Annotated in this window: 16 protein-coding genes; 9 read left to right on the top strand and 7 right to left on the bottom strand. The window is 42.3% G+C overall.

The genetic code is table 11. The features are described 5' to 3' along the window. The first annotated feature begins 187 nt into the window (after nucleotides 1–187). Nucleotides 188–694, top strand: a complete 507-nt coding sequence (locus H6G83_RS17690; RefSeq protein ID WP_199328484.1) for a hypothetical protein — start codon at nucleotides 188–190, stop codon at nucleotides 692–694. Nucleotides 695–719: 25 nt separating this feature from the next. On the opposite strand, the gene H6G83_RS17685 is transcribed toward H6G83_RS17690, so the two are convergent. Next, nucleotides 720–893, bottom strand: coding sequence for a hypothetical protein (locus H6G83_RS17685; protein WP_190474652.1), 174 nt, complete (start codon nucleotides 891–893; stop codon nucleotides 720–722). Between the two features lie 569 nt (nucleotides 894–1,462). Between H6G83_RS17685 and H6G83_RS17680 the strand changes: the two genes are divergently transcribed. Further along, on the top strand, nucleotides 1,463–3,577 hold the full coding sequence (locus H6G83_RS17680) for a hybrid sensor histidine kinase/response regulator (RefSeq protein WP_190474651.1): 2,115 nt from the start codon (nucleotides 1,463–1,465) through the stop codon (nucleotides 3,575–3,577). A 181-nt stretch (nucleotides 3,578–3,758) separates the two neighbouring features. Here the strand turns inward: H6G83_RS17680 and H6G83_RS17675 are convergent, their stop codons facing one another. The 4 genes from H6G83_RS17675 to H6G83_RS17660 form a co-directional block, all read right to left on the bottom strand. After that, nucleotides 3,759–4,187, bottom strand: a complete 429-nt coding sequence (locus H6G83_RS17675; protein WP_190474650.1) for a hypothetical protein — start codon at nucleotides 4,185–4,187, stop codon at nucleotides 3,759–3,761. Between the two features lie 342 nt (nucleotides 4,188–4,529). After that, complete coding sequence (locus H6G83_RS17670) at nucleotides 4,530–4,964, bottom strand: CAAD domain-containing protein (RefSeq protein ID WP_190474649.1); 435 nt, start codon at nucleotides 4,962–4,964, stop codon at nucleotides 4,530–4,532. 158 nt (nucleotides 4,965–5,122) lie between these two features. Next, a complete protein-coding gene (locus H6G83_RS17665; protein ID WP_190474660.1) occupies nucleotides 5,123–5,584 on the bottom strand; it encodes a BON domain-containing protein in 462 nt (153 codons plus the stop codon). A gap of 439 nt (nucleotides 5,585–6,023) precedes the next feature. Continuing rightward, nucleotides 6,024–7,280 (bottom strand): general stress protein, encoded by a 1,257-nt coding sequence (locus H6G83_RS17660; protein ID WP_190474648.1) that lies wholly within the window; start codon nucleotides 7,278–7,280, stop codon nucleotides 6,024–6,026. 494 nt (nucleotides 7,281–7,774) lie between these two features. Between H6G83_RS17660 and H6G83_RS17655 the strand changes: the two genes are divergently transcribed. The 4 genes from H6G83_RS17655 to hetF all read left to right on the top strand — a co-directional run bounded on the left by H6G83_RS17655 (nucleotide 7,775) and on the right by hetF (nucleotide 15,951). Continuing rightward, a complete protein-coding gene (locus tag H6G83_RS17655) occupies nucleotides 7,775–10,888 on the top strand; it encodes a coiled-coil domain-containing protein (RefSeq protein ID WP_190474658.1) in 3,114 nt (1,037 codons plus the stop codon). Nucleotides 10,889–11,364: 476 nt separating this feature from the next. Further along, nucleotides 11,365–11,700 (top strand): photosystem II reaction center protein Psb28, encoded by a 336-nt coding sequence (gene psb28, locus H6G83_RS17650; protein WP_190474647.1) that lies wholly within the window; start codon nucleotides 11,365–11,367, stop codon nucleotides 11,698–11,700. Nucleotides 11,701–11,840: 140 nt separating this feature from the next. Further along, a complete protein-coding gene (locus H6G83_RS17645) occupies nucleotides 11,841–12,344 on the top strand; it encodes a MogA/MoaB family molybdenum cofactor biosynthesis protein (protein ID WP_190474646.1) in 504 nt (167 codons plus the stop codon). Nucleotides 12,345–13,479: 1,135 nt separating this feature from the next. Continuing rightward, complete coding sequence (gene hetF, locus H6G83_RS17640; protein WP_190474644.1) at nucleotides 13,480–15,951, top strand: cell division protein HetF; 2,472 nt, start codon at nucleotides 13,480–13,482, stop codon at nucleotides 15,949–15,951. Nucleotides 15,952–16,188: 237 nt separating this feature from the next. Here the strand turns inward: hetF and H6G83_RS17635 are convergent, their stop codons facing one another. After that, a complete protein-coding gene (locus H6G83_RS17635) occupies nucleotides 16,189–16,773 on the bottom strand; it encodes a CAP domain-containing protein (RefSeq protein WP_190474642.1) in 585 nt (194 codons plus the stop codon). A 365-nt stretch (nucleotides 16,774–17,138) separates the two neighbouring features. Between H6G83_RS17635 and H6G83_RS17630 the strand changes: the two genes are divergently transcribed. After that, nucleotides 17,139–17,861, top strand: coding sequence for a SnoaL-like polyketide cyclase (locus H6G83_RS17630; protein ID WP_190474640.1), 723 nt, complete (start codon nucleotides 17,139–17,141; stop codon nucleotides 17,859–17,861). A 67-nt stretch (nucleotides 17,862–17,928) separates the two neighbouring features. Here H6G83_RS17630 and H6G83_RS17625 read toward each other — a convergent pair whose 3' ends face one another. After that, a complete protein-coding gene (locus H6G83_RS17625) occupies nucleotides 17,929–18,978 on the bottom strand; it encodes a glycosyltransferase family 4 protein (protein ID WP_190474656.1) in 1,050 nt (349 codons plus the stop codon). 371 nt (nucleotides 18,979–19,349) lie between these two features. On the opposite strand from H6G83_RS17625, the gene H6G83_RS17620 reads away from it, so the two are divergent. Together H6G83_RS17620 and H6G83_RS17615 are read left to right on the top strand one after the other, a co-directional pair. Continuing rightward, the gene (locus tag H6G83_RS17620; protein ID WP_190474638.1) at nucleotides 19,350–20,606 is read left to right on the top strand and encodes a nucleotidyl cyclase domain-containing protein; all 1,257 of its coding nucleotides are present in this window, start codon (nucleotides 19,350–19,352) and stop codon (nucleotides 20,604–20,606) included. Between the two features lie 167 nt (nucleotides 20,607–20,773). Beyond that, on the top strand, nucleotides 20,774–22,348 hold the full coding sequence (locus H6G83_RS17615) for a mechanosensitive ion channel family protein (protein WP_190474636.1): 1,575 nt from the start codon (nucleotides 20,774–20,776) through the stop codon (nucleotides 22,346–22,348). Nucleotides 22,349–22,699: the final 351 nt, after the last annotated feature.

Here is a 22,699-nt window from a genome sequence, read left to right as displayed (position 1 = left end):
TGGGGCATCAGCACGACCTTAAACGGACAGGGAGCGACCATAAGACTACAACGGTTGCTAGTTGCTGTGAACTGTCAAGAATCACCGACGTTCAACGTCGGTGAGTATGTCAAAAAAATCTCTAGTTCTCTTAAACTTGAACAGTTTAGAGATTAGCTTCGTCACCTTGTGGACAGTGAGTGTGATTATGTTTAAACCTTTAATTATAGGCGCAAGTATTGTTTTATTACCTTTGGTGTCTAACTTACAAGCCTTTGCACAGAATAACTCTCAAAAGATTGAATTAAAAGTTTATAGCCAAAACGAGCAAAAAAGCAGCTGCCCAGATAAGGTGCTGGTCATTGAAAAACCCCGTCCTTACCAAGAAGGCAGTTTTACTACAGATGGCTCTGTTAACCTGAGTGCTTATGCTAGTAATATCTCTGTTCTTACTAGTAATGAGTTTAGCGTTACATGGGTTGGTCAACTCAAACCGAGATATGCCAAATGCTTGGCATCTGCTGGTATGACTAAGGTTGATGGGCAAGCCTATTCAGGTAATATTAATTATCTACGAATGCACTTTGTTAAAGGTAAGGTTTATTTTATTTTGGATCTAGCAGGCGGCTTTGATCCTAATGATTATCCCCTAGTCGTCCTCAAAAATAGTTTAAGAAATGGTAATCCTGTTTGGGCTTGGGGTGGAAGTGATTAGGGTTAAATTTCTAGCTCTCATTTAACTAAGGGTTTTGCATAACTCGATAAAGCGCCTTTTCTTGCTCCTCTAGTTTCTGAATCTGAATGTTTTTATCATGCAATTGAGCTTTTAATTCACTTACACTAGGTTGTCCTAAAAGTTGACAAAATAAATCAGCCGATGCTTTTGTGATTTTATATAAAGTTTTCTTAAACATAAGAAGTATATTTCGGTTACGTTATGTATAAAGATATGCAGTTTTTAATAACTTTAGTGTAGTTATTTTTACTTTGTATAACCACAGTAGTGATCATACTAAATTTAAGTTAATTTATAACCGCTCAACTAATTACGAGTCGTGATGCGTATAGTAAGCGTCATTCATGCGGGGGTAAAGCGCGAATGCAGCCAAATTTATTTGGCTTTAAAAACAGGGTTACTTTGCGGGAAATGCGCTACTGAGAGAAAAATATTTAACTACTATTACTAGTGTGAGGTTATAGGTAGTTATAATCCAAATGAATACAATAACCTAAGTGATGTGTGTGCTTTTGACAAAAGAGCGTCACAATCTTTACTAAAACTACATTATCCTCACACTGGACAGTCTTGCGGAACACAACTATAAATCATGATTTTAAGGCTTTTGGTAGACACACACTTTCTCTGAAGTGGCATTTTGTGTTGCTCGTAGCAGGAGCCTTACTTCCAGTTGTTCTTTTTGCTGTTACGGTTGTACACAAGCTCTCACTCAATGAGCGTGCGGCATCAGAGCGTCGTTTGCTAATGGCAACACGTGATCTCACGCAAGATGTAGAGCGGGAGGTTTCTAGCACAACTAGGACTCTGCAAGCGCTAGCAGCCTCGGAACGCCTTGACCAAGATAATTTAAAAACTTTTTATAAAGAGGCGCAGCGTACAGTGCAGACGCAGCCGACTTGGTTAGGTGTGATTCTTTTAACACCGGATGGACAACAGATTATTAACACCTTTCGTCCCTTCGGCACTGCCTTACCTTTGGCGAATGAGCCTGAAAGTGTGCGACTGGTTGTGAAAACGCACCAACCGACAGTAGGTTATCTAGCTTTTGCACGTGTCAAAGGTCAATGGGCTTTTCCAGTCCGTGTTCCAGTAATGCGCGGTGGCAAACTACAGTATGTGTTGACTGCGCTCATCTCCTCAGAAGCACTTACTAGCATTATTAGGAGCAAAACACCTGTTGATGGGGAATGGACACGCACTGTTATTGACGGTCGTGGAGTTGTTGTAGCGCGGACTCGTAATCCTGAGCGCTTTGTGGGTAAGCCGGGTACGCCGTCTTTTCTCCAGCGAATTGCCTCCAAAACTGAGGATGTTTACCGCGAGACTACCTTGGAGGGAAACCAAGTGTATGTTGCCTTCAGCCGCACCAATTTTTCACGCTGGACAACTGCCGTCGTTGTTCCCCTTGATGTGATTGACAGTCCAGGTCGCCGCGCGATGTGGTTAGTTGTTGGCTCTGGTTTGGGATTGCTGGTGGTGAGTGGTTTGGCTGCGATCGCACTTTCACGCTCCATGTCTGGTGATATTATCTCTGCTGCTGCTGCCGCACAAGCACTAGCCAAAGGTGAATATCCGCGCATCAGTCCCTCATCAATTCAGGAAGTAGCCTTGTTAGGCAAAGCTTTAGAATTTTCGGCTGACCTGCTGCAACAGCGAGAGCAAGAGCGGGACGAACATTTAAGGCAGTCTGAAGTAGCGCGGGCGGAAGCGGAGGCGGCTAACCTGCTTAAGGATGAGTTTTTAATTACGGTTTCTCACGAACTGAGAACCCCTCTCAACGGCATCTTAGGCTGGGCGCAGTTGCTACGCGCTGGGAAGCTTAATCCAGAAAAAGCTCATCTGGCAATTACCACAATTGAGCGCAACGCTAAAGCCCAAGCACAATTGGTAGATGATCTCCTCGATGTCTCGCGGATTATCACTGGTAAACTTCATCTGGAACTCCAGTTGCTTGACTTAAGCACTGTAATTATGACTGCGGTAGATTCAATACGCCACGCTGCCGAAATGAAAAATATCGAGTTACAGGTGCAACTTGCTCATGTAGAATCTATCTTGGGCGACCAAAATCGTCTCCAGCAGATAGTGTGGAATCTGCTCTCGAACGCCGTAAAATTCACCCCTGAAGGTGGGAAAATTGAGGTAAATTTAAGGCAGAATCGCTCATTTGTTGAGTTGATGGTGCGCGACACTGGTATGGGCATCAAGAGCGAGTTTCTACCTTACGTTTTTGAGCGCTTCCGTCAAGCAGATGGCTCAACTACCAGGAAGTTTGGCGGCTTAGGGCTTGGTTTAGCGATCGCCCGTCACTTGGTTGAGCTTCACGGCGGGACAGTGCAAGCTGATAGTGAGGGTGAGGGTAAGGGTGCTACTTTTACTGTGAAACTTCCCGTAACTGCTCGTCAGGCGAAGATTTGCACTTCACCGAAGACACTTGTAGATAACGCCCCTTGTTTACGTGAAAGCTTACAAGGACTTGAGGGTGTGCGGGTGTTGGTGGTGGACGATGAACCCGACGCTAGAGATATTGTCAGAGCAGCGCTCATGCAGCAGGGAGCAGAAGTCTACACCTGTGCTTCAGCAGCCGAGGGTTTGAAACAAGTATCCACCTGGAAACCTACGGTGATTCTTTGCGATATCGGTATGCCACAGGAGGATGGCTACGATTTTATCCGTAAAGTTAGGGAGGAGGAAATGAACTGTGGTAGTCAGATCCCAGCCGTAGCGGTAACAGCCTTTACAAGAGAAGAAGATAGGCTCAAGGCGATCGCTTCTGGTTATCAAACACACTTTCCTAAACCGATTGAACCAACACAATTGGCGGCTGTGGTCGCTAGTTTAGTGGAGAAAATTCAATAGGGGCGCACAGATGTACACCCCTACAAATAATGCTACAACATATTTTGGGTAAATGAGGTACGAGCGTAAAACCCAATACCATGTAGAGACGTTACATGTAACGTCTCTACAGTATTTCACGAATAGCGAAACTGCTGTATATATGCTCAGTTATTAGCCGAAGTTGATAGATAATTGTTTTTTAAACTAAACCAGGGCCTCTACCACGGTCATCGCCTCTTTCTGTTAACTCGTTTTCTTTATCTTCGTTAACCTCTACTAATTCTTGCACCCTTGTTGCTGTTTCTTGTTCTTTTACTTGTTTAGCATCACCTGGTGTTTCGTAGTACATTTCTGGTTCAACGGCGTAGTTATTTAATAAACCTTCTTTATCTACTGTATAACCATCTGTGGTGCGGATGCTTCCGGCATTTGTTTGGTCATCTGTTGGTGCGTCTGCTTCTCTTTCTTCTGTAGGAGTTGTTTTAAAGAGGTCGCCTTCTCTTTCTTTGCGGGCTGCAGTTTCGGCGGGTACGATGATGCGATCGTAATGATCACCTTGTACTCTATCGGATGAATCAACTGCTTGATTTACTGGTTGATTTGCATTATTAACTGATTCATTAGTCATAAATCCGTCCTCGTTAAAAAGTCTCTTAAAACTTCGATAACTAGATTATTATTTTTAATTAGGTAAAATCGACTATCTTTAGAAGTGATCTAGTAATTTATTACTAAAAAAACCTCTCTCTTTAGAGATATACCAAATCATAAAATCACAAATACCCGACTCCTTTAAGAAGTCGGGTATCTAGTTATTTAACAGTGAACAATTATCAGTGAAATCCGAAAGTAAAACAGCAATTCAATTGCTGTAAGGCTTATTTTGGGGCTGCTTTATCCCCGACCATACGCCCTGGCTGACTGATAACTGATAACTGATAACTGATTTAGGATTACTATCTTGAGAAAATCATTTACCAAATACTTGATTTTTTAAGGTGTTAATCTCTGCACTTAATTCTTGACGAGTTGAGGCTTTTAACAAATAGCGGAAAGTAAACCATCCAGAGTAACTAATGCCAATTAACTCAAAAAGTGGCGCTAGCAGAGGGATATCGTTGATGGCTCCTACTAAAGCTAATACTACTTTTAAGGTAACGATCGCTGATAAGATGATCAAAACGGTGAGGATAGGCTGGCTGTATTGTTGATAAAAACTGCCTATATACCCAGGCAGTTCTGCCAAAAAGTTGGTAACTTGTTGGCTAACTTGTTGCCATTGAGTATTGTTTGTTGTAGCTGGTGGTAGCTTGGGTAGGTTGTTATTTGCTGCGCTAGGCAGGGCTATTGCTCCCTGGGATACATCTGTGTTTAATGATTCCACTGGCTTTTGTTCGGTTTCCATAGTTTTTATATTTTGCTAATTACAACAGTTGTTTTAAGTCGCTAGACGTAAATAAACATAAACATTCACGTAGCCAGTTGTCAATGAAATATCTCAGTAGTTAGTACACCTAACTACTGATATAAAAAGGAAATATTGACAATTCACCCAGCGTTAGGTTATCTCTTAGGTGCAGCTACTGTTGCTTTAACAACTACGTTTTTGACACCTTTAATCTCTTTTGCCAAAGGTTCAATTTTCGCCAACTGTGCTTGGTTATTTACGGTTCCGCCAACAGTTACAGTACCATTGTCTTCTGCTTCAACTGTTAACGCGCCGTTGGGAATATTCGCTTCTAATTTGGAACGAACTTCACTTTCTAAATCATCTTCAGCTCTTTGTGTGTCACCGCCGGTTGCATTGTTACGTTGTTCGCGGGAGCGGATATCCGAGTTGAGTTGATCTCGACGAACTTGACTTTGAGCGTCTTGTTGGGCTGCTTTTGTTTCTTCTGTAGAGGGTGCTTGTACATTTTGTGCGGGGCTATCAGGTGCGGACTGAGTGGTTTTCTCAGCTTCTTGACAAGCCGCAGCACCAAATACTAAAACGCAACTAATGAGAAAGGGAGTTAGTTGTTTCATTTCTTTACTTCTGGGTATGAATAATTGTTTAATTTGTTGGGGGACACGAGATATAGCAGGGGACAGGTGATAGGTGACAGGTGAGTCCAGTCCTGTAGGCGGGTTTCCCGCCGTAGGGAACTGGCGAACCCGGAGGGTGACAGACATGAAAGCCTCTTATTGTCCTCATCTGTCTGGGCTATATAGTGTCCCTCAGTGATTAAATCAGTTATCAGTTATCAGTTATCAGTCCGCCAGGGCGTATGGTGGGGTATAAAGAAGCGCCAAAATACGCCTTCCACGAATTGGTGTGGTGTTTCCTCAAGAATTTATAGCAGGGGACAGGTGATAGGGGACAGGGCTGGAGTCTTTGAAACTAAAGGTTTTAAAATTGTATGATGTCCTAACCTATCAGACGACTGCTATAACTGTTCACTGTTCACTGTTCACTGTTAAGGGGTTAGATTCTTTCTTCCCGGTGGTCAACGATGATTACGCTGGGTTCTGAACGATCGCCTACCACAGGTGCAACACGATCGCCTGTTACTGAACGGTCAACACCATGACGATGGGTGTCATGTAAGTCAGTAGCGTCAAAAACGGAGTATTCTTGAATACCACGACGTTTAAGGATAGCTTCAGCGCGTTGAATTTCCGATTCTGTACCATCAACGATGACTAGGTACTCGCCTCTTTGGAAGCGATCGCTATATACTTTCGCCCGGTCTTCAGGGATACCCAAACCCACGAGTCCGCCAGCAATACCGCCTGCGGCTGCACCGATAGCACCACCAGCTAAAGTTGTGGCGATCGCAGTAGCAGCTGCACCACCTGCAATCACTGGCCCAACGCCTGGAATAGCCAAAGCGCCTAAACCAACTAACAAGCCGCCTAGACCGCCCAAAGCACCGCCTGTAGCTGCGCCTGCTTTCGCGCCTTCGTCTGCTTTGTTACCATGACCGATGTTAGCGCCTGCACCTGTACCACCACTGCTATCTTTAGCAATGAGGGAGACTTGATTCATCGAGAAACCAGCATCGCGCAATTCTGTTAATGCTGCTTCTGCATCTCGACGGTGGGGAAAGACACCAATGGCTCTTCTCTGTCTTTGTGTGGTGGCTGAGGGAGTAACATCCCGATGAGCCACACCACTAGTAGCTGCGGCTGCGCCTGTGGGAGCATCGTAAATATCGTAATCTTCTATCCCACCACGGCGGAGAATTGCTTCTGCTTGAGCAATCTCTGCATCTGTACCATCTACTATTACTAAATAGTGACCTTGGCGCACACGGTTCTCATACCCTCTGGCTCGTTCTTCAGGGATACCCAAACCAATGAGACCACCGAGTAAACCACCAGTTACTGCACCGATACCTGCACCAGCCAAAGTTGTGGCTAAGGTAGTTGCGGTTGCGCCAGCCAACATAATTGGCCCAATCCCAGGAATTGCTAGAGTTCCAAGACCAACTAATAAGCCGGTTAAACCACCCAAAGCACCACCAGTCAGAGCGCCAGTTGTCGCACCCTCATCAGATTTATCTCCAACTTTCTCCCGCACTTGACTACCAGCGATGTTTTCGTTCCGGTCTGCATCTTGTGCAATGATGGAAACTCTATCCATTGCAAAGCCCGAATGTTTCAAGTCGTTTAATGCTTTTTCAGCATCTCGACGGTGAGAAAATACGCCTACTGCGCGTCTATGTACGCCTACTACCATGTTCAGTTTCTCCTAACAACACAAGACAAATTTAGGTAATAACTAGTTAAAAAATATTGATGTTCATTACTTTCTATTTATCACTTGTTTATAATATTTTTTCATCAATCAGTTGGAATAATTTCTACCTCTATCATTAGATATAGATGAGGTTTTTTAATTAAAAATAATCAATATCTTTCAGATAAAGTTGGGGAAATTGGTGAGCTTATTTCTAATAAATAAAGATTTATGATCATTTGTAAAATTAGTAGATTGGCATTGCCTAGCAAAACCATTACACAAAAAATACTAATATTGTTTTTAAATCAACTGGGATAACCATAGCAAAATATGGTGCATCTTGTATTAGATAAATAAAAAATATTACTTTTGATAAATGTAAGTATTACCTGGGAAAGTGTAGGGCGCTGTCAACAATAAATAGACTGGGATATGAGCCATTCAGATAAGTAATGGGCATTTCATCTATCGGACGTAAGAAAAAAAGTCCTATGCTTAATAATTTTGTCAGTTTGTTGACTTCTCCCTGGCTATCGTTGGGAATAGTACCAGCAGATAGCACAACAGCCACTATTGATTTTTCCGCTACTAAAATATTGGTGGCTTTGTTAGCTGGTACTTTGATGGCGATCGCCTTTCATTTACTATTAACTAATCTTTCTGTTGCTGTGGGAATTTCCACATACGGAAAGACCCCATCTAGTGATGATGATGACGATTCCGAAAGCCTTGGTGAACAGGTTCGAGAAATAGAAGCTAAAGTTGGCGGTTGGGCGATCGCTACCGCCAGTATCGCCTTATTTGCTGCTAGTTTTTTAGCAGTAAAATTGACCTTTATTCAAAGTGCAGCTTTAGGCGCAATTAGTGGTGTAGTCATTTGGTCTACCTACTTCTTCTTAATAGCTTGGTTTGGTTCCTCCGCCGTAGGTTCCTTACTAGGTTCGATTATCAGCACCGTCAGTTCTGGGATACAAGCTATCACCGGAACAGCTACTAGCGCCATTGGTGCGGCAACAGCTAGAAATCAAATGGTATCAACAGCAGAAGATATTACCGCCGCCGTCCGGCGGGAATTAACTGCTGGCTTGGATCAGGATACTATTAGAAATACCCTCCAATCCTCTTTATCCGCCCTACCAATACCAACATTAAATTTAAACGAAATTCGCAGCCAGTTTGATAAAGTTTTGGGTGATATTGATTGGCAATCTTTGGGTGATAGTGATTTACTACGCAATGTAAATCGGCAAACTTTTGTTGATTTAATTAGCGAACGCACCAATTTATCCAAAGCGGATATTAATCAAATCGCCGACCAATTACAAGCAGCTTGGCAACAAACTTTTAATCGCCGTAACCCCACAGAACAAGTAATTAATTTACTGCAAACTGCCACACCAGAAGAATTAAAATCAGCAGATTTGGGTCAACGTTTACAAGAACTAGTGACAACTAGAAAAAATGGCAATGGCAGAAATGGGGTGATACAACAAGCAGTACAATATGGTATTGGTGCTGCTATACCTGCTGTGTTAGACCGAGTAGACCTTTCCGACATTGATGTAGATAGAATTAGCAATCAAATACAACAGTTGCGAGGCAAAGTACAAGATATTGATGTCGAAAGAATTACTCAACAACTGCAACAAATTAGAGAAAAAACGACTGAGAAAATCAGTCAAACATTCACACCTCCCAACGATAACACTGTCAAAACAGACGTAGAAGAATACATCCGCAATTCTTTTCCTTGGCATTTCAACCGCCTTACCATTAGAAATGAATTTCCAGATGTCATCTACGACCCACAGGCAGATTCTACAAATGTCCGCCAGCAAATTGAACAACTGAATACGGATGATTTTATTAACTTGTTGACTCAAAGAGGCGACCTCAGCGAAGCTAAGGTGAGAGAAATCGCTCAAGAAATGGAAAGCATTCGTCAGCAAGTTTTAGAAACAGTGCAGTTATCGGAGAAATCGGAAAAAGGTAAAGAAATTCGCAACCGCATCGCAAATTATCTCCGTGCTACTGGTAAGCAAGAACTATACCCGGAAGCAATTGACCGAGATTTTGGTAATCTGCTAAGAGAAGCAGACCAAGAGTTTGCAGATATCAGCAGTCGCTTACAAGGATTTGACCGGGAAGCGTTTATTCAGTTATTATTGCAACGTCAAGATTTCAGCGAAGAAGAGGCTAATAATATTGTTAGTCAACTCGAAAGCATCCGCGATAACTTCTTAACTCAAGCTAGGGAAAGTCAAGCACAAGCAACAGCTAAAGCTGATGAATTATGGCACAGGGTGGAAGACTATCTCCGCAATACTAACAAAGAAGAGTTAAATCCTGATGCTATTAAGCGTGATTTGCGAGTATTGCTAGAAGACCCCCAAGTGGGAATTAACTTGTTGCGATCGCGCCTATCTCAGTTTGACCGTGATACCCTAGTGCAACTACTCAATCAGCGTCAAGATTTAAGCGCAGAACAAATCAATCAAATCATTGACCAAGTAGCAGCAGTTAGGGATAATGTATTACAATCACCGCAATTAGTGGTAGACCGAGCTAAAGAACAATATGAAAAAACTACCGCAGCGATCGCTAATTATCTCCGCAATACTCATCTAGAAGAACTCGATCCCGCAGGTATCAGACAAGATTTGGAAACTTTACTCAGCGACCCCAAAGAGGGTGCTGTGGCTTTACGACACAGGTTGTCACAAATTGACCGGGAAACCTTAGTCACCCTCCTCAGTCAACAGCAAAACTTGAGTGAAGACCAAGTTAATCAAATTATTGACCGAGTACAAGACGCTATCCGCGATATTATCAAAGCGCCGCGCCGTTTAGCTCAACGCACTACGCAAAGAATCGTAGACTTTGAAGCTAGTTTAGAGGATTATCTGCGTCAAACCAATAAAGAGGAATTGAATCCTGATGCTATCAAACGGGATTTACAATTACTCTTGCAAGACCCCCGCTTGGGAATTGGTACTTTAAGCGATCGCCTTTCCCGATTTGACCGTTCAACGGTTGTGGCTTTACTATCGCAACGGGAAGACATTTCCCAAGAAGAAGCCAACCGCATCGCCGACCAAATTGAGTCAGTTCGCAGTAACATTGCCAAACAAATACAGCAAATTCAGGATAGGGTACAGTCAGCAATTGATCAAGTGTTTGATAAGATTCGTAACTATCTCAACTCCTTGAATCGTCCAGAACTCAGTTATGAAGGTATCCGTCAAGACTTTGCGAAATTGTTCGATGACCCCCAAGCAGGGTTTGAGGCGTTACGCGATCGCCTCAGCCAATTCGACCGTGATACCCTAGTAGCCATCCTCAGTTCCCGCGAAGATATCGCCAGCGAAGATGTCAACCGCATCATCGACCAAATCGAAGCCGCAAGGGATAATGTATTGCATCGCGCCGGACGCATCCAACAGGAAGCACAAAACCGCATCAAAGCCATTAGAAGACAAGCGAGAAAGCAAGCCGAAGAAACCAGAAAAACCGTTGCTAGCGCCGCTTGGTGGCTATTCGGTGCTGCTTTTTCTTCCTTAATAGCTAGTGCGATCGCTGGTGCATTAGCTGTTACAGGAGTGTAAGGGGGTAGGGGTGTAAGGGTGTAAGGGGGTAGGGGTGTGCTGACAGGTGTAGGTTTTTTATTGGTGTTCCAAAAACCTTGGTTTGGGGTGTAAGGGTGTAGGGGTGTAGGGGTGTAGGGGTGGATGAAACAATGATTTTCTCGTTAGTAGGGGCGGGTTTACCAAGATCATCATCAATCATCAAAGGTATTTATCAACCCGCCCCTACAACTCACTGCTATATTAAAAACCTACACTTGTGAGGGTAGGGGTGTGAGGGTGTAAAAAAGGATTAATCTTGAAAGAAAGATACCACCCTCTATTTAGTTTCCCTAAACCCCTAAACCCCTAGACCCCTATACCCTTACTTATTTCCTAACCCCCAAACCCCTACACCCCTATACCCCTATACCCTTATTTCCTAACCCTAGTCTACTGAGTTCTAAATGATGAGAGAATATTAAACTAACCATCACAAAACTTTAAACTTATCCATCATGGCAAAAATCCAGTTTTCCAGGGGAATCGACGAAGATGCAATTCCAGATGTACGCTTAACGCGATCGCGCAGTGGTGATAGCGGTACTGCAACATTCGTTTTTGTCAATCCCAAAGCTTTAGATCAAAATACCACTGATGATATTACCGGAATGTACCTCATCGACGAAGAAGGGGAAATCATCACCCGTGAAGTTAAAGCTATATTTGTCAATGGTAAACCGGAAAAACTAGAAGCTATTCACCTCATGAAATCTAGTGACGAATGGGATCGTTTCCTCCGCTTTATGCAACGTTACGCCGAAGAAAACGGTTTAGATTTCCAGAAATCTTAAATGGTTATGAGTCATTAGTCATTAGTCATTAGTCAGTCATGTCTAGACTATGGACTATTGACTATAGACTTCTGCCATAAAATCCTGATAGCAAGCGACTTTTTACCCAGTCCCCAGTCCCCAGTCCCCAGTCCCCTGCTATGACCCAAAAACCTCATCCCGATGCGCCGGGAATTACCATCAATTGTGCAGTTGTCACCGTTAGCGACACACGCACGCCAGAAACAGATAAAAGCGGTCAACTGATTCAACAGTTGTTAACTGACACAAATCATACTGTATTAGCTTACGTAATTATACCTGATGAGCCAGCCCAAATCCAAGCCCAGATAGAATTTCTGAGCCAAAAGGGTAATCTAGATGCAGTAATTTTTAATGGCGGTACAGGTATTGCGCCTAGAGATAATACGTATGACGCTATGGAAAAATTGCTAGAGAAAACCCTACCAGGATTTGGGGAGATATTTAGATATTTAAGTTATCAGGAAATTGGCTCACGAGCGATCGCATCCCGTGCAGTTGCAGGCGTATATCAAAATAAACTAATCTTCTCACTTCCCGGTTCTAGCAATGCAGTGAGATTAGGGATGGAAAAACTCATCATACCAGAACTTCCTCATCTAGTCAGCCAAATGCGAAAATAAAACGTTTCCTTATCCTGAACTCAGGGAAATTAGCCAAAAAAAAGCCCCCAGTTAGTGTCAGCCAACTAGGGGAGTTAGTTATCAGGGTGCATCTACCATTTAATTGTTCTACCTCTAGTCAGTCTGTTCCGGATGAATTTGCAGATGATGAGTGCAGATTTTTAAGCATAAAAAAGCCCTAGTGGTGGCAGCCAACTAGGGGAGTCAGTTATCAGGGTGCATCTACCAACTACTTTTTCTCAATCCAATTATGCCTTTCCGGATAAATTTGCTTAAATAATGATGCTATTTGCTGCATTTAAAAATTATAATTACAGGACTTACGCACCAAGGTTATGTGTTAAGGCTGGGTATAGGGGAAGTGTTTAAAACCCTTACACCCTTAACCCCCTTTGGACATGAGGAAATTTTGACTCTCACCGGACTGAAGTCACGGTGATTCAAACTGTTGTTTTGATTGAGGCTAAAGCCATCAATCTCCACAGTCATCTTTCAAGGGATAACCTTGTGGGACAGTCAAAAGTCCCCTACCGTACTTGGCTAAACTAGCATGGTTTAGCTGTGACGTTACCTAGTTTTTTCTAGTTTCCACTCTTCGGAAGTCCACATATTTCACAAATTAAGACGCTCCCAATCCTGCTATTATTTGCCAGTGGTATAGGCGACGATTACACGGCTGACTTACTGTGCGGGAGTTCCACCCCTACTAGGATTGTTCAATGCGCTCTTGGTTATTCCTACTCACGTTGAAACTAAAGCCATTTTACCAGAACTGGTAGGTTAAAACCTACCAAATAGTTTTCATCCCTGGACTGAAGTCACAGGGTTTTCAACATATCTTTTATAAATTTCCCTGACCAAGAAAGTATAATTATCTCAGTATATGCTAGTAATAGAAAAAACCCCTAGTCGGTACCACCCAACTAGGAGAGTTGAAGATCAAGGTGCATCTACCATCAAAATGTTCTGGGCGGATGCTGAATAATCCGGATAAAGTTGTAAATGTAGACAAAGCAAAACCATTGAGTAGTCAAACATTCTGTGGTTTGGTGCATCTCAAGTAACATAAGGAGTGGGAAATTGAATTGAAACTTTGGCGTTTCAAAATAGATTTAGGAGGCAAGCAGGAGTAGTTGTGTCCCAGGAATTTCACATTTCTGTTACCCCAGTAGGTAAGAATGACTACTTGGTGCGGACGGAACAAGTCGCGCCTGGGGTTCCTTTGGCTGAAGAACTGGTGACATGGCCTGTGGCTGATTGGTTGGCGGCGGCTGGTCATTTGATGAATGACCCATTAAAGTCTGTATTACAGGGAGATATGTTTCTCTCTAATGGCCGGGAAAGTGCGATCGCCAGAAATTCTGTTAACTTAGTCACACTGGGTCAACAACTATATAATGCACTGTTTCAAGGCACTCTGCGAGATAGCTGGATTACTGCCCAAGGAATTGCCCAAAACCATCAACAAGTACTGCGTTTACGGCTAGGTCTGAAGGATACTAGGTTAGCACGTCTGCCTTGGGAAGTGATGCACGCAGGCGATCGCCCTTTGGCAACTGGCCCCTATATTGCTTTCTCCCGCTACCAAAGTGGCATTTCTCCTGTGTCTCGTTTACCTTCAACTAACAGACTCAAGCATTCAGAAGATGGTGTTGTCAGAGTTTTGATGGTACTCTCATCACCCGCAGATCAAGAGAGTTTGGATCTGCTGAAACAGGAATCTATCAAGCTACAAGCCGAACTGCATCGTCAACTACCCAGATCAATCGAAGGCGGCAATTATCTGCCAGAAATTGACCTAACTTTACTTAACCAACCAGGTAGAGAAGAATTAACCCAAGCCTTAGAACAAGGCAGATACCAAGTTTTACACTACTCCGGTCATAGCAACTTAGGGCCGAATGGTGGGGAAATTTACTTGGTAAGTAATCGGACTGGCTTGACAGAAACCCTCTCTGGCGATGATTTAGCGGGTTTGTTGGTGAACAATAATATCCAAATGGCGGTGTTTAATTCCTGTTGGGGTGCATACTCAGCTACACTAGAGAACAACGACACAGGAGAACGCAACCTCACAGATAGCTTGGTTAAGCGTGGTATTCAAAGCGTTTTGGCGATGTCAGAACGCATTCCTGATGAAGTGGCTTTGACTCTGACACAGTTGTTTTACCGCAACTTGAGTCAAGGATATCCAGTAGATTTATGTGTAAGTCGGGTACGCCAAGGATTAATTTCCGCCTATGGTTCACACCAACTTTACTGGGCATTACCAATTTTATATTTCCAACCGGGATTTGATGGTTTCCTCGGCTCGAAAATTGCCGCCGCCACCAATGTAGACTCATTAAATGAATATAATTCACCCTTACCAGTCAATACCACAGTCGCTTACTCTGGTGTACTAGATGACCAGGAAGTGTCTTTTCCGATTGAAGAGATGATTCCCTCTGGTTTGGGGCGTGATGTGGGGTTGGACTGGTTGGGGGAGGAAACCTGGGGCGATCTCGTCGATGAAATTGAGTATGATGATCCCACTTATGCAGAAGATTCTGCTTTTGTCTCGGATATATTTCGTCAACTAGACCAGCAGAGTATCACAGATGAAGAACCTGATTTACCACCAGAACTTGTCCAACCTCCACAAGAGGGTGTTTTAGAAAGGCAGATTCCGGCTGTACCCAAGGAAGATTTATCCCCTATAGTGCCACCTGTAACTCAGCATACAGCCCAAAACCAGAGTCAGGAGTTAGAAAATTTTCGGCTTGTGGCGGCGAAAAATCGTCTGCGTCGCCAGCGTTGGCTGGGCGGGATCATTGGGGCTGGTGCGATCGCCACTTTACTTATTTTTGGTTGGTGGTGGCATCGTCGGTCACAAGATATACCCCCCATTCCCGCCTCATCGGTATCTGTAGAGAAGCAACCAACGGATGTAAGGCAAATGACCACAGCAATGGTTACAGCCACGGCTACAACAAAATTCAATCAAGGCGATTTACAGGCGGGGTTGGCGGCTGTGGAAGAATTACTCAATCGCAACGCCCTCGAATTTGCCCAAGCAGCTTTAAATCTAGTTCCGTCCAACCAAAATAACCAAGCATCAGTTAACTTCCTGCGCGGAAGATTAGCTTGGCAAGCTGTGCAAACAGGAGATAAAAAATACAGTATTGATGATGCCCGTCGTTATTGGGAAACTGCGGTGAAAGCTAACCCCAACTCGTTTGCATATACCAATGCTTTAGGATTTGCTTATTATGCTGAGGGTAATGTCAATCGCGCCAATGCTACTTGGTTTCAAGCATTAAATTTAGCATTGAAACAAGGTAGTACAACTGCCGCAGAAATACCCCCTAGTGCAGATGTGCCGCTTGAAGCTTTACCAGCCTATGCTGGTTTAGCCTTGGGGATGTATAAATCCGCGCGTGATATGCCTCGTGATAAACAGGCAGAATATATGAATGAAGTCCTGAAATTACGCCAAACCGTGCTAGAAAAAGACCCCGTTAATTATCAGCTAGATGAGTTGAGCAAAAATTGGCTATGGACAGAAGCAATTTTACAAGACTGGCGATCGCTTCTGCAATATAATCCCAAGCAGAGTAAGCAATAGCACAACTAGTGGACTGTCTAGACTAAATTTGTGCATTAGCAAACTCTTGTGGGATGGGCATCTTGCCCGTCCAGTGCAGGCAAGATGCCTACACCACAAGTACCTGTAGGGTGGGCATTGCCCACCTTATCATGGTTTTGTAAGTCATAGCCCTACCTACTGTCGCATTCTTTTTGCAAATTGCTATGATATTTAATTCTTTCCCCTACACCCCTATACCCTTACACCCTTACACCCTTAAGGCCAACCAAGAGGCGATCGCCGCAAGAACAACTGAGTAATATAATAGGTGTTGCCTACCCGCCACACTCCAACACCTGTCTCCGCAAATACAGGACGGAGGATATTTTCACGGTGTCCAGGGCTATTCATCCACCCTTCAATAGCTGATGGTACAGGGCGAGGAATATTTGTACTTGTGTATAGATTCTCACCAACTACTAAATAAGAAATACCACCAGCCCGGACTCTATCTGCTAGGGTGCTACCATCCGCACCAGTATGACTAAAGAATTTCTTCTCTGCCATTTGTCGGCTATAATTCCGGGCTACTTGTGCTAATTGGACGTTATTTTTTAAAGGTTGCAACCCGTTTTTTTGCCTGACTTGGTTGATCCCTTGGCGCACTGCTGCTTCCATTTGGGCAGTTGTCGCAGATTCAACGGGGATTTGTGGTCTGGGTGGCTGATTTGGCGGTAATTCGACTACTGGTAGAGGTGGCAAAGATTCAATTATTTGTTCGCAGCCAGTGGATAATAAGGCGATACCTACGGTAAGCTGCGCTAACGCACCCCACATTACCCAACTCTTTCTTAGTAACATATTTCTATAATTGCGACGTAGATCCACTTTGATGTCCTTAAATAGCAGTCTTTCTGTATTACCTGAGTCAGTTTAATTTTTAGTTATTCGATATTTCCTGAATAGGATAAAAACTACTTATTGCTAATTATTTAGCAATCTTTAATGGATTTAACCTGCTAATAGGCTCTAAATTAACAGCCTTAATTAAGCTAACTGGCATAATTATGAAAGCAGTAAATACAGATAAGTGACATAGTGCAAACATGACAAATAATCAATAAATTAACAGTTGATAATCTGTATATTTAACTGCAAAAATGAGGGGAGTTAACTGCGGAATTGTAGTAATTGTTATTTTTTACATTGATTTCGCAGAGGGGTTTATGAGCCAAATCGACATTGAAAAACTTCATCTTTGGGTACAAGACAGAGACACGGTGTTAAAATACAGCACTCATGTAGAGTGGCGTTATGGTAAAAAACCAGACTATACCTATTCTAATGAAAAATTTGCCCAAGAAAGTACACGTAATCACTTACCCAATACCCTAGAAACACTGGTACAAAACTTAGTCCGCACCTTTGATATTGAAGCCAACTTCAAGACAAATCCCGCTCAATGGCTTTCTGTTGTTCCCGATCAATTTCGCATGAGTATCAATGGTGGTTCTCGCTACACCATCACAGACTTGATTAATTCAGGTACTTACAAATTGATGATTGGTAATACCAAAGATTACAAAGCCAGCGAAGAAAATTTTACCACTTCAACTAATCTATTTCATACAGCCTTTCCTGATGGCTTCTTGTGGGAAGTGCTAGAAGTTTATTCGGGGCCGCCGTATATTGTTTATAAATGGCGACACTGGGGACAATTTACAGGGGCATTTAAAGACTATGCACCCACTCTTGAGACTATAGAAGTCATTGGTACTAGTGTTGCTCACGTAACAGATGATTTTAAAATCCTGTCTTTGGAACAATATTACGACAATACCAACTTCCTCGCAAAGCTGACATCAGGCGGTAAGTTAGTCAAAACACCCGAAGAACAGCCAAAACCCAAGTCTTTTTGGCAGAAGTTGAGGTTAGGGGCTAGGGGTTAGGGGTTGGGGATTGGGGCTTCCCTTTCCCCTTTCCCCTTTCCCCTTTAACCTTTTCCCCTCATCTCCCTCATCTCCCCGCTAAAATATCTCTAAACCACTGTTCGATGCGATCGCCCATTGCTTGTTGAGAATATTCCCTCTCTACTTGTTGGCGACAAGTATGGCGATCAATTTGATCTAGTTGTTTAATTGCATTGACTAACCCATCTACACTATCTGGTTCCACAAGAAAACCCGTTTCCCCATCCTTGACAATTTCCGTTAGTCCACCACGACGATAAGCTATCACAGGTACACCACAAGCTAAAGCCTCAATCGCCACATTACCAAAGGCTTCTACCCAGCGAGGCGTAACCAATAGCGCCCGACATTGACCCAGTTCTTGTTGCAGTTCTGCTGTAGGTAAGAAACCCCGATAGATAATAGGCGCATCAGGGTATTTTTGACAAATATCTTGCCAATATTGCTCATTTTGCTTGACTCCAAAAATTTTTAGGGGAATCCCTGTAATTTTCGCGGCGGAAACTGCATCCTCTAAAGCTTTTTCTGGGGCTATCCTCCCTACCCAAGCTAAAAAGTTACTCGGACGGGCGCAAAATTGATATATGGATAAATCCATCCCATTGGCTAGACAACGACATTTATCTGCAAAGGTAAAAGTCTGTGCTTGAGACAGGCTATGTACACCAATGGTTTGGGGAAAATTAGTTGCTATCTGCTCAATTATCGAGTCCATTGCATCAGTCAACGAACCCATACTAATCAAATGTGCTATGGGAGTGTTAAAAAATGGCGTTAAATATAAAGGCAACCAATCATAAGCATAGTTGACAATCACATCATAATCTGATTGCACTTGCCGAGCATAATCCCACATATTTGCTAACACCGAGTTTTTCGGTAAAACAATCGGTTCTGCACGGGTTTGAGTTTGGGCTGGTATTTGCGATTCACCAGCAATTTCTACAATAGGTACACTTTTAACTACCGACCCTTGAGGAGCGACAATTTTAACAATATGCCCACGCCGGATCATTTCTAGGGCAATATTGGTGAGAGTGAGTTCAACCCCTCCCCCAATACCTGAACCAATTGCACCTACAGGTGTAGATAACATCAGCAACTTGAGTAAGTTGCTTTGGTCTGTAGTCACGTTGCTGCGCTCCCCATTCAAAATTCAAGATTATAGCAGAGGAGTAGGCAAGAGGGGAAAAGCTAACTCTAAACCTAATCCCCCAGCCCCCTCAGCAGGGCTGTTTCATTCCACAAGGGCAAGTATTGTGTGAATATCATTTGTAGTATAAGAGCTTTCGCCAGACCCACATCATAATTTTAAAAGTTTTATAAAGCAATTAAGCTATTACATTAAGTTTAGTTAAATGTTGGCTTAACTGTCTTAACTGTCTTAACTGTCCTTGCATTTTTAATAGTGCTTATTAGAAAATACAAAACCTATCACACCTCAAGATATTATGTGAGTGAGAATATATGACTACGACAAGGAAATTTACTACAGAACAGTATAATCCAGCGTTATTCGACATCAGCCAAGATATTATCGGGAGCCTACCACTGACACTAATTAAAAATTGGTTAGTGAGTGAGCAAACCCAGCAAGCAACGTTAGAACTGCTAGAACCTTACAAAGTCAAGGGTTACGCCATATCTTCCGATTCTGCTGGGCTAACTAAGCTAACTAAACAAAAAGGCTTATTAGAAATTTTGGCAATTATTAATCAACCAAAAGAAATTGTATATAGTGTTGGGACTGCTATTGGTGGAGAAGGTGTCGGTATTTGGGCTGCTGACAATACTCAAATGTTTTACCCAGCATCAGTTCAGCCTGAAACCCTTCTGTCTGCGTTACTAACTATTCAACGCCAAATTAGTGAAACTTGTCAAATCAAAATCGGACTCGGCGCACATTATGGAGAGTTTTACTACATTAACGGTGGTTTGTATGGTTTAGAAGCTGATGTGATTGAAGAAATTGCCGAAAACGACACTGAAGGTGGTGAGATAGTAATTAGTCAGGGTTTTTATGAACTCTTACCAGAGAACCACAATTTTACAATTACTCAAAAAAGCGAAGTAGTAACCCAAATAGGTAAGCTTTTCCGGGTTGTAGACGGGCCAAGTTTGACAGAAATACCATCTTTAAACCCGCAATATCCTATTCCTTATTCTGAAGATTTTTATGCTGACCTATTAGCATATGGAAATCGTCTAACTGATACTGAGTTTGGCAAACAATTAGCCGATAAATACTTACAAAACAAAGTAGTTGTTCTTATTGAACGGGAAACTGAAGAAGCCCAATCCCATGAAATCGGGATGTTTACTAACTTAGCTCTTACGGCTGAACTGAAAGATACGGGCTTGCAACTTTTGCAAAAATATAATGGTGTGGAAGTTAAGGTAGTCGGTTCGATAGGAATTTATGTTTTTGATGAAGCCGATACCGCACTCAACTTTGCCCAAGCATTCCGTCAAGAACTAGCAGCACAAAATATTGCTTCTCGTACAGGTATTGATGCTGGTTCTATTTTACTTTTTGACTTGGCTGCTGGTGGTAGAGACATTGCTGGTAATCCAGTTAATGTTGCATCTAAAATGGCTCAAGATAAAGGACAGTTTGGCAAATTATATTTAAGTTCCACGCTGAAAACATTGGTGGACGTGAGCCAATTTACACAGATTACTTACACCGTTTCTGGCGTAGAAATTACTATCTACGAAGCTTAGAACTACACAAGGCGAAGCAACAAGAATCTTTGTATTGAGTGGAATTAAACTGCGTTGTACTTTTTTAGGTACATCGCAGGATTTTCTAGATAACGACATTATCTCGCCTTTTAGTACTATGTATTTTTTTAAAAACCAAATACTAGTTTTATATTTATACTCAAAAGATGAATATACTAATTATCCTGGCTGAAATCATATTTTTAATAGTCATATTTTGGTTATTTAACTGGCTGATTGGCTTAATCTTCAAACAATTCACTAAAGTTTCTTGGCTGCAAGAGAAAACTGCCAATATTACCTTTGTGCGCCGGAGTATTGGCAGAGTTTTATTTCTGACTCTTGTGGTGTTATGTCTGGCGCTGGTTGGTGTGAATGGGATGGTGATTTATCGAGGTGGAAACATTCAGGAATTTCAACTTAATTTGATTCGCAGTCTGCCTACTCAATTTTGGCTCAATCTCTTCATTGCAATTTTAAAATCTGTCAGTTTGCTGATGCTAGTTAAATTGAGCATACCAGCAGTAAATTACAGTATAACCTGGGTTGGCAATTATATTAAGCAGGTCGATCACATCAAGGCTAATGATGAGAGTACTGAGGCTTTTTTTAGAGCCTTAAAAAGAATTACTATTCATAGTATATGGATAGCTTCTGCTATCCTATGTGCTAAATTTCTCTATCTCCCTGAAGTCATTCCCAAATATATTTACATTGCCTTAAAAATCTACGTTACTATCTCAGTTGGTTTACTCATTGTCAAAGCTGTAGCTACTATAGTTGATACTCTCGATGCCCTGAGTCTTAAATACTCTAGTTCTAGTAATCTACTGAGTTTATATGAACATTTACGTGATCTCATACCCCTGTTCAAAAGGTGTTTGGAATACATTCTCTATGTCGGTATAGTAAATCTCATTGTTCCAGAAATAGAACCTATAGCTTGGATCAGTTCTTATACCCCTGTAATTGTGCAGATTATTGGGGTTTTCTTTATTAGCAACGTTTTGGTGGAAGTCGTTTACTTCATTCTTGATGAGTTCTACTTAAAAACTACAGATGTCAATGATTCAAAACGACAGAAACGGCTAACGCTGATTCCCTTAATGCGGAGTTTTGCCAAATATTTCGTCTATTTTACCGCCACCGTGACTATACTCAAGCTGATTGGCATTGATCCTGCGCCTATCTTAGCAGGTGCAGGAATTGTGGGTATAGCAGTTGGTCTGGGAGCGCAAAACCTGATCAACGATGTTGTTTGTGGATTTTTAATTTTGTTTGAAAACTATTATTTGGTGGGTGATTATGTTGAAGTTGGGAAAGTGGAGGAGAGAAATATTGAGGGAGTTGTCGAGGCTATTGAATTGCGAACTACTCACGTCCGCCATCCCGATGGGCAATTGCAGATTGTTCGCAACGGTGATATTGGATCTATTATTAATTACTCCAAGCAGTATATATATGCAAGGGTGGAAGTTAGCGTTTCTTATGACTCCAATTTAGATCATGTATATAGAGTAGTTGACAAGATAGGACAGCAATTAATGGTGGATGAAACAGATGTTCTTGAACCGACGCGAGTAGCTGGACTAGAACATTTTGGGGAGAGTAACCTATTGCTGCTGACGTTGACAAAAGTTAAACCGGGAAAACACCTGCATATTCAACGTGTTCTTCGCAAGTTGTTGAAGGATACATTTAGCAAAGAAGAAATTGAAATTTGTGGTTTTTCCAAGAATTGAGACTAGTTTATCCTCATATAATACCATAATTGAGGCGCGATCGCCGCAGGGTCGCAAGCATTTTTCCTTAACTATCTTAACTGTCTCCAAAATTTTCTTAAATGTCTTAAGTTTCCTGGCATCTTGAATAGCGATCGCACTTATGATACAAGCAAGGTCTTTATAAAAGCTAACACAACAATGCTGAACCAGTGTCAGGATCAATGGTAAAGTTAGTGATGTGATCATCTTAGTAATTAAAGAGGATGAATTTAACGATTTGAAGTTACCTTTTTTCTCACTTCCACAAAACAATAATTAAAGCCAAGTCTTGGCATTTGGCATTAATTAAAGTTTAAGGCAATTCTCGAT

Origin of the sequence: Anabaena azotica FACHB-119, from assembly GCF_014697625.1 — a bacterium.
GTDB lineage: Bacteria > Cyanobacteriota > Cyanobacteriia > Cyanobacteriales > Nostocaceae > Trichormus > Trichormus azoticus_A.
This window is presented reverse-complemented; position numbering and strand designations above follow the sequence as displayed.

What these genes read in the sequence shown, in the direction of transcription:
- H6G83_RS17690 (WP_199328484.1), top strand. Translation starts at nt 188, where the DNA reads ATGTTTAAACCTTTAATTATAGGCGCAAGTATTGTTTTATTACCTTTG.
- H6G83_RS17685 (WP_190474652.1), bottom strand. Translation starts at nt 893, where the DNA reads ATGTTTAAGAAAACTTTATATAAAATCACAAAAGCATCGGCTGATTTA.
- H6G83_RS17680 (WP_190474651.1), top strand. Translation starts at nt 1,463, where the DNA reads ATGGCAACACGTGATCTCACGCAAGATGTAGAGCGGGAGGTTTCTAGC.
- H6G83_RS17675 (WP_190474650.1), bottom strand. Translation starts at nt 4,187, where the DNA reads ATGACTAATGAATCAGTTAATAATGCAAATCAACCAGTAAATCAAGCA.
- H6G83_RS17670 (WP_190474649.1), bottom strand. Translation starts at nt 4,964, where the DNA reads ATGGAAACCGAACAAAAGCCAGTGGAATCATTAAACACAGATGTATCC.
- H6G83_RS17665 (WP_190474660.1), bottom strand. Translation starts at nt 5,584, where the DNA reads ATGAAACAACTAACTCCCTTTCTCATTAGTTGCGTTTTAGTATTTGGT.
- H6G83_RS17660 (WP_190474648.1), bottom strand. Translation starts at nt 7,280, where the DNA reads ATGGTAGTAGGCGTACATAGACGCGCAGTAGGCGTATTTTCTCACCGT.
- H6G83_RS17655 (WP_190474658.1), top strand. Translation starts at nt 7,775, where the DNA reads ATGCTTAATAATTTTGTCAGTTTGTTGACTTCTCCCTGGCTATCGTTG.
- psb28 (WP_190474647.1), top strand. Translation starts at nt 11,365, where the DNA reads ATGGCAAAAATCCAGTTTTCCAGGGGAATCGACGAAGATGCAATTCCA.
- H6G83_RS17645 (WP_190474646.1), top strand. Translation starts at nt 11,841, where the DNA reads ATGACCCAAAAACCTCATCCCGATGCGCCGGGAATTACCATCAATTGT.
- H6G83_RS17635 (WP_190474642.1), bottom strand. Translation starts at nt 16,773, where the DNA reads ATGTTACTAAGAAAGAGTTGGGTAATGTGGGGTGCGTTAGCGCAGCTT.
- H6G83_RS17630 (WP_190474640.1), top strand. Translation starts at nt 17,139, where the DNA reads ATGAGCCAAATCGACATTGAAAAACTTCATCTTTGGGTACAAGACAGA.
- H6G83_RS17625 (WP_190474656.1), bottom strand. Translation starts at nt 18,978, where the DNA reads ATGTTATCTACACCTGTAGGTGCAATTGGTTCAGGTATTGGGGGAGGG.
- H6G83_RS17620 (WP_190474638.1), top strand. Translation starts at nt 19,350, where the DNA reads ATGACTACGACAAGGAAATTTACTACAGAACAGTATAATCCAGCGTTA.
- H6G83_RS17615 (WP_190474636.1), top strand. Translation starts at nt 20,774, where the DNA reads ATGAATATACTAATTATCCTGGCTGAAATCATATTTTTAATAGTCATA.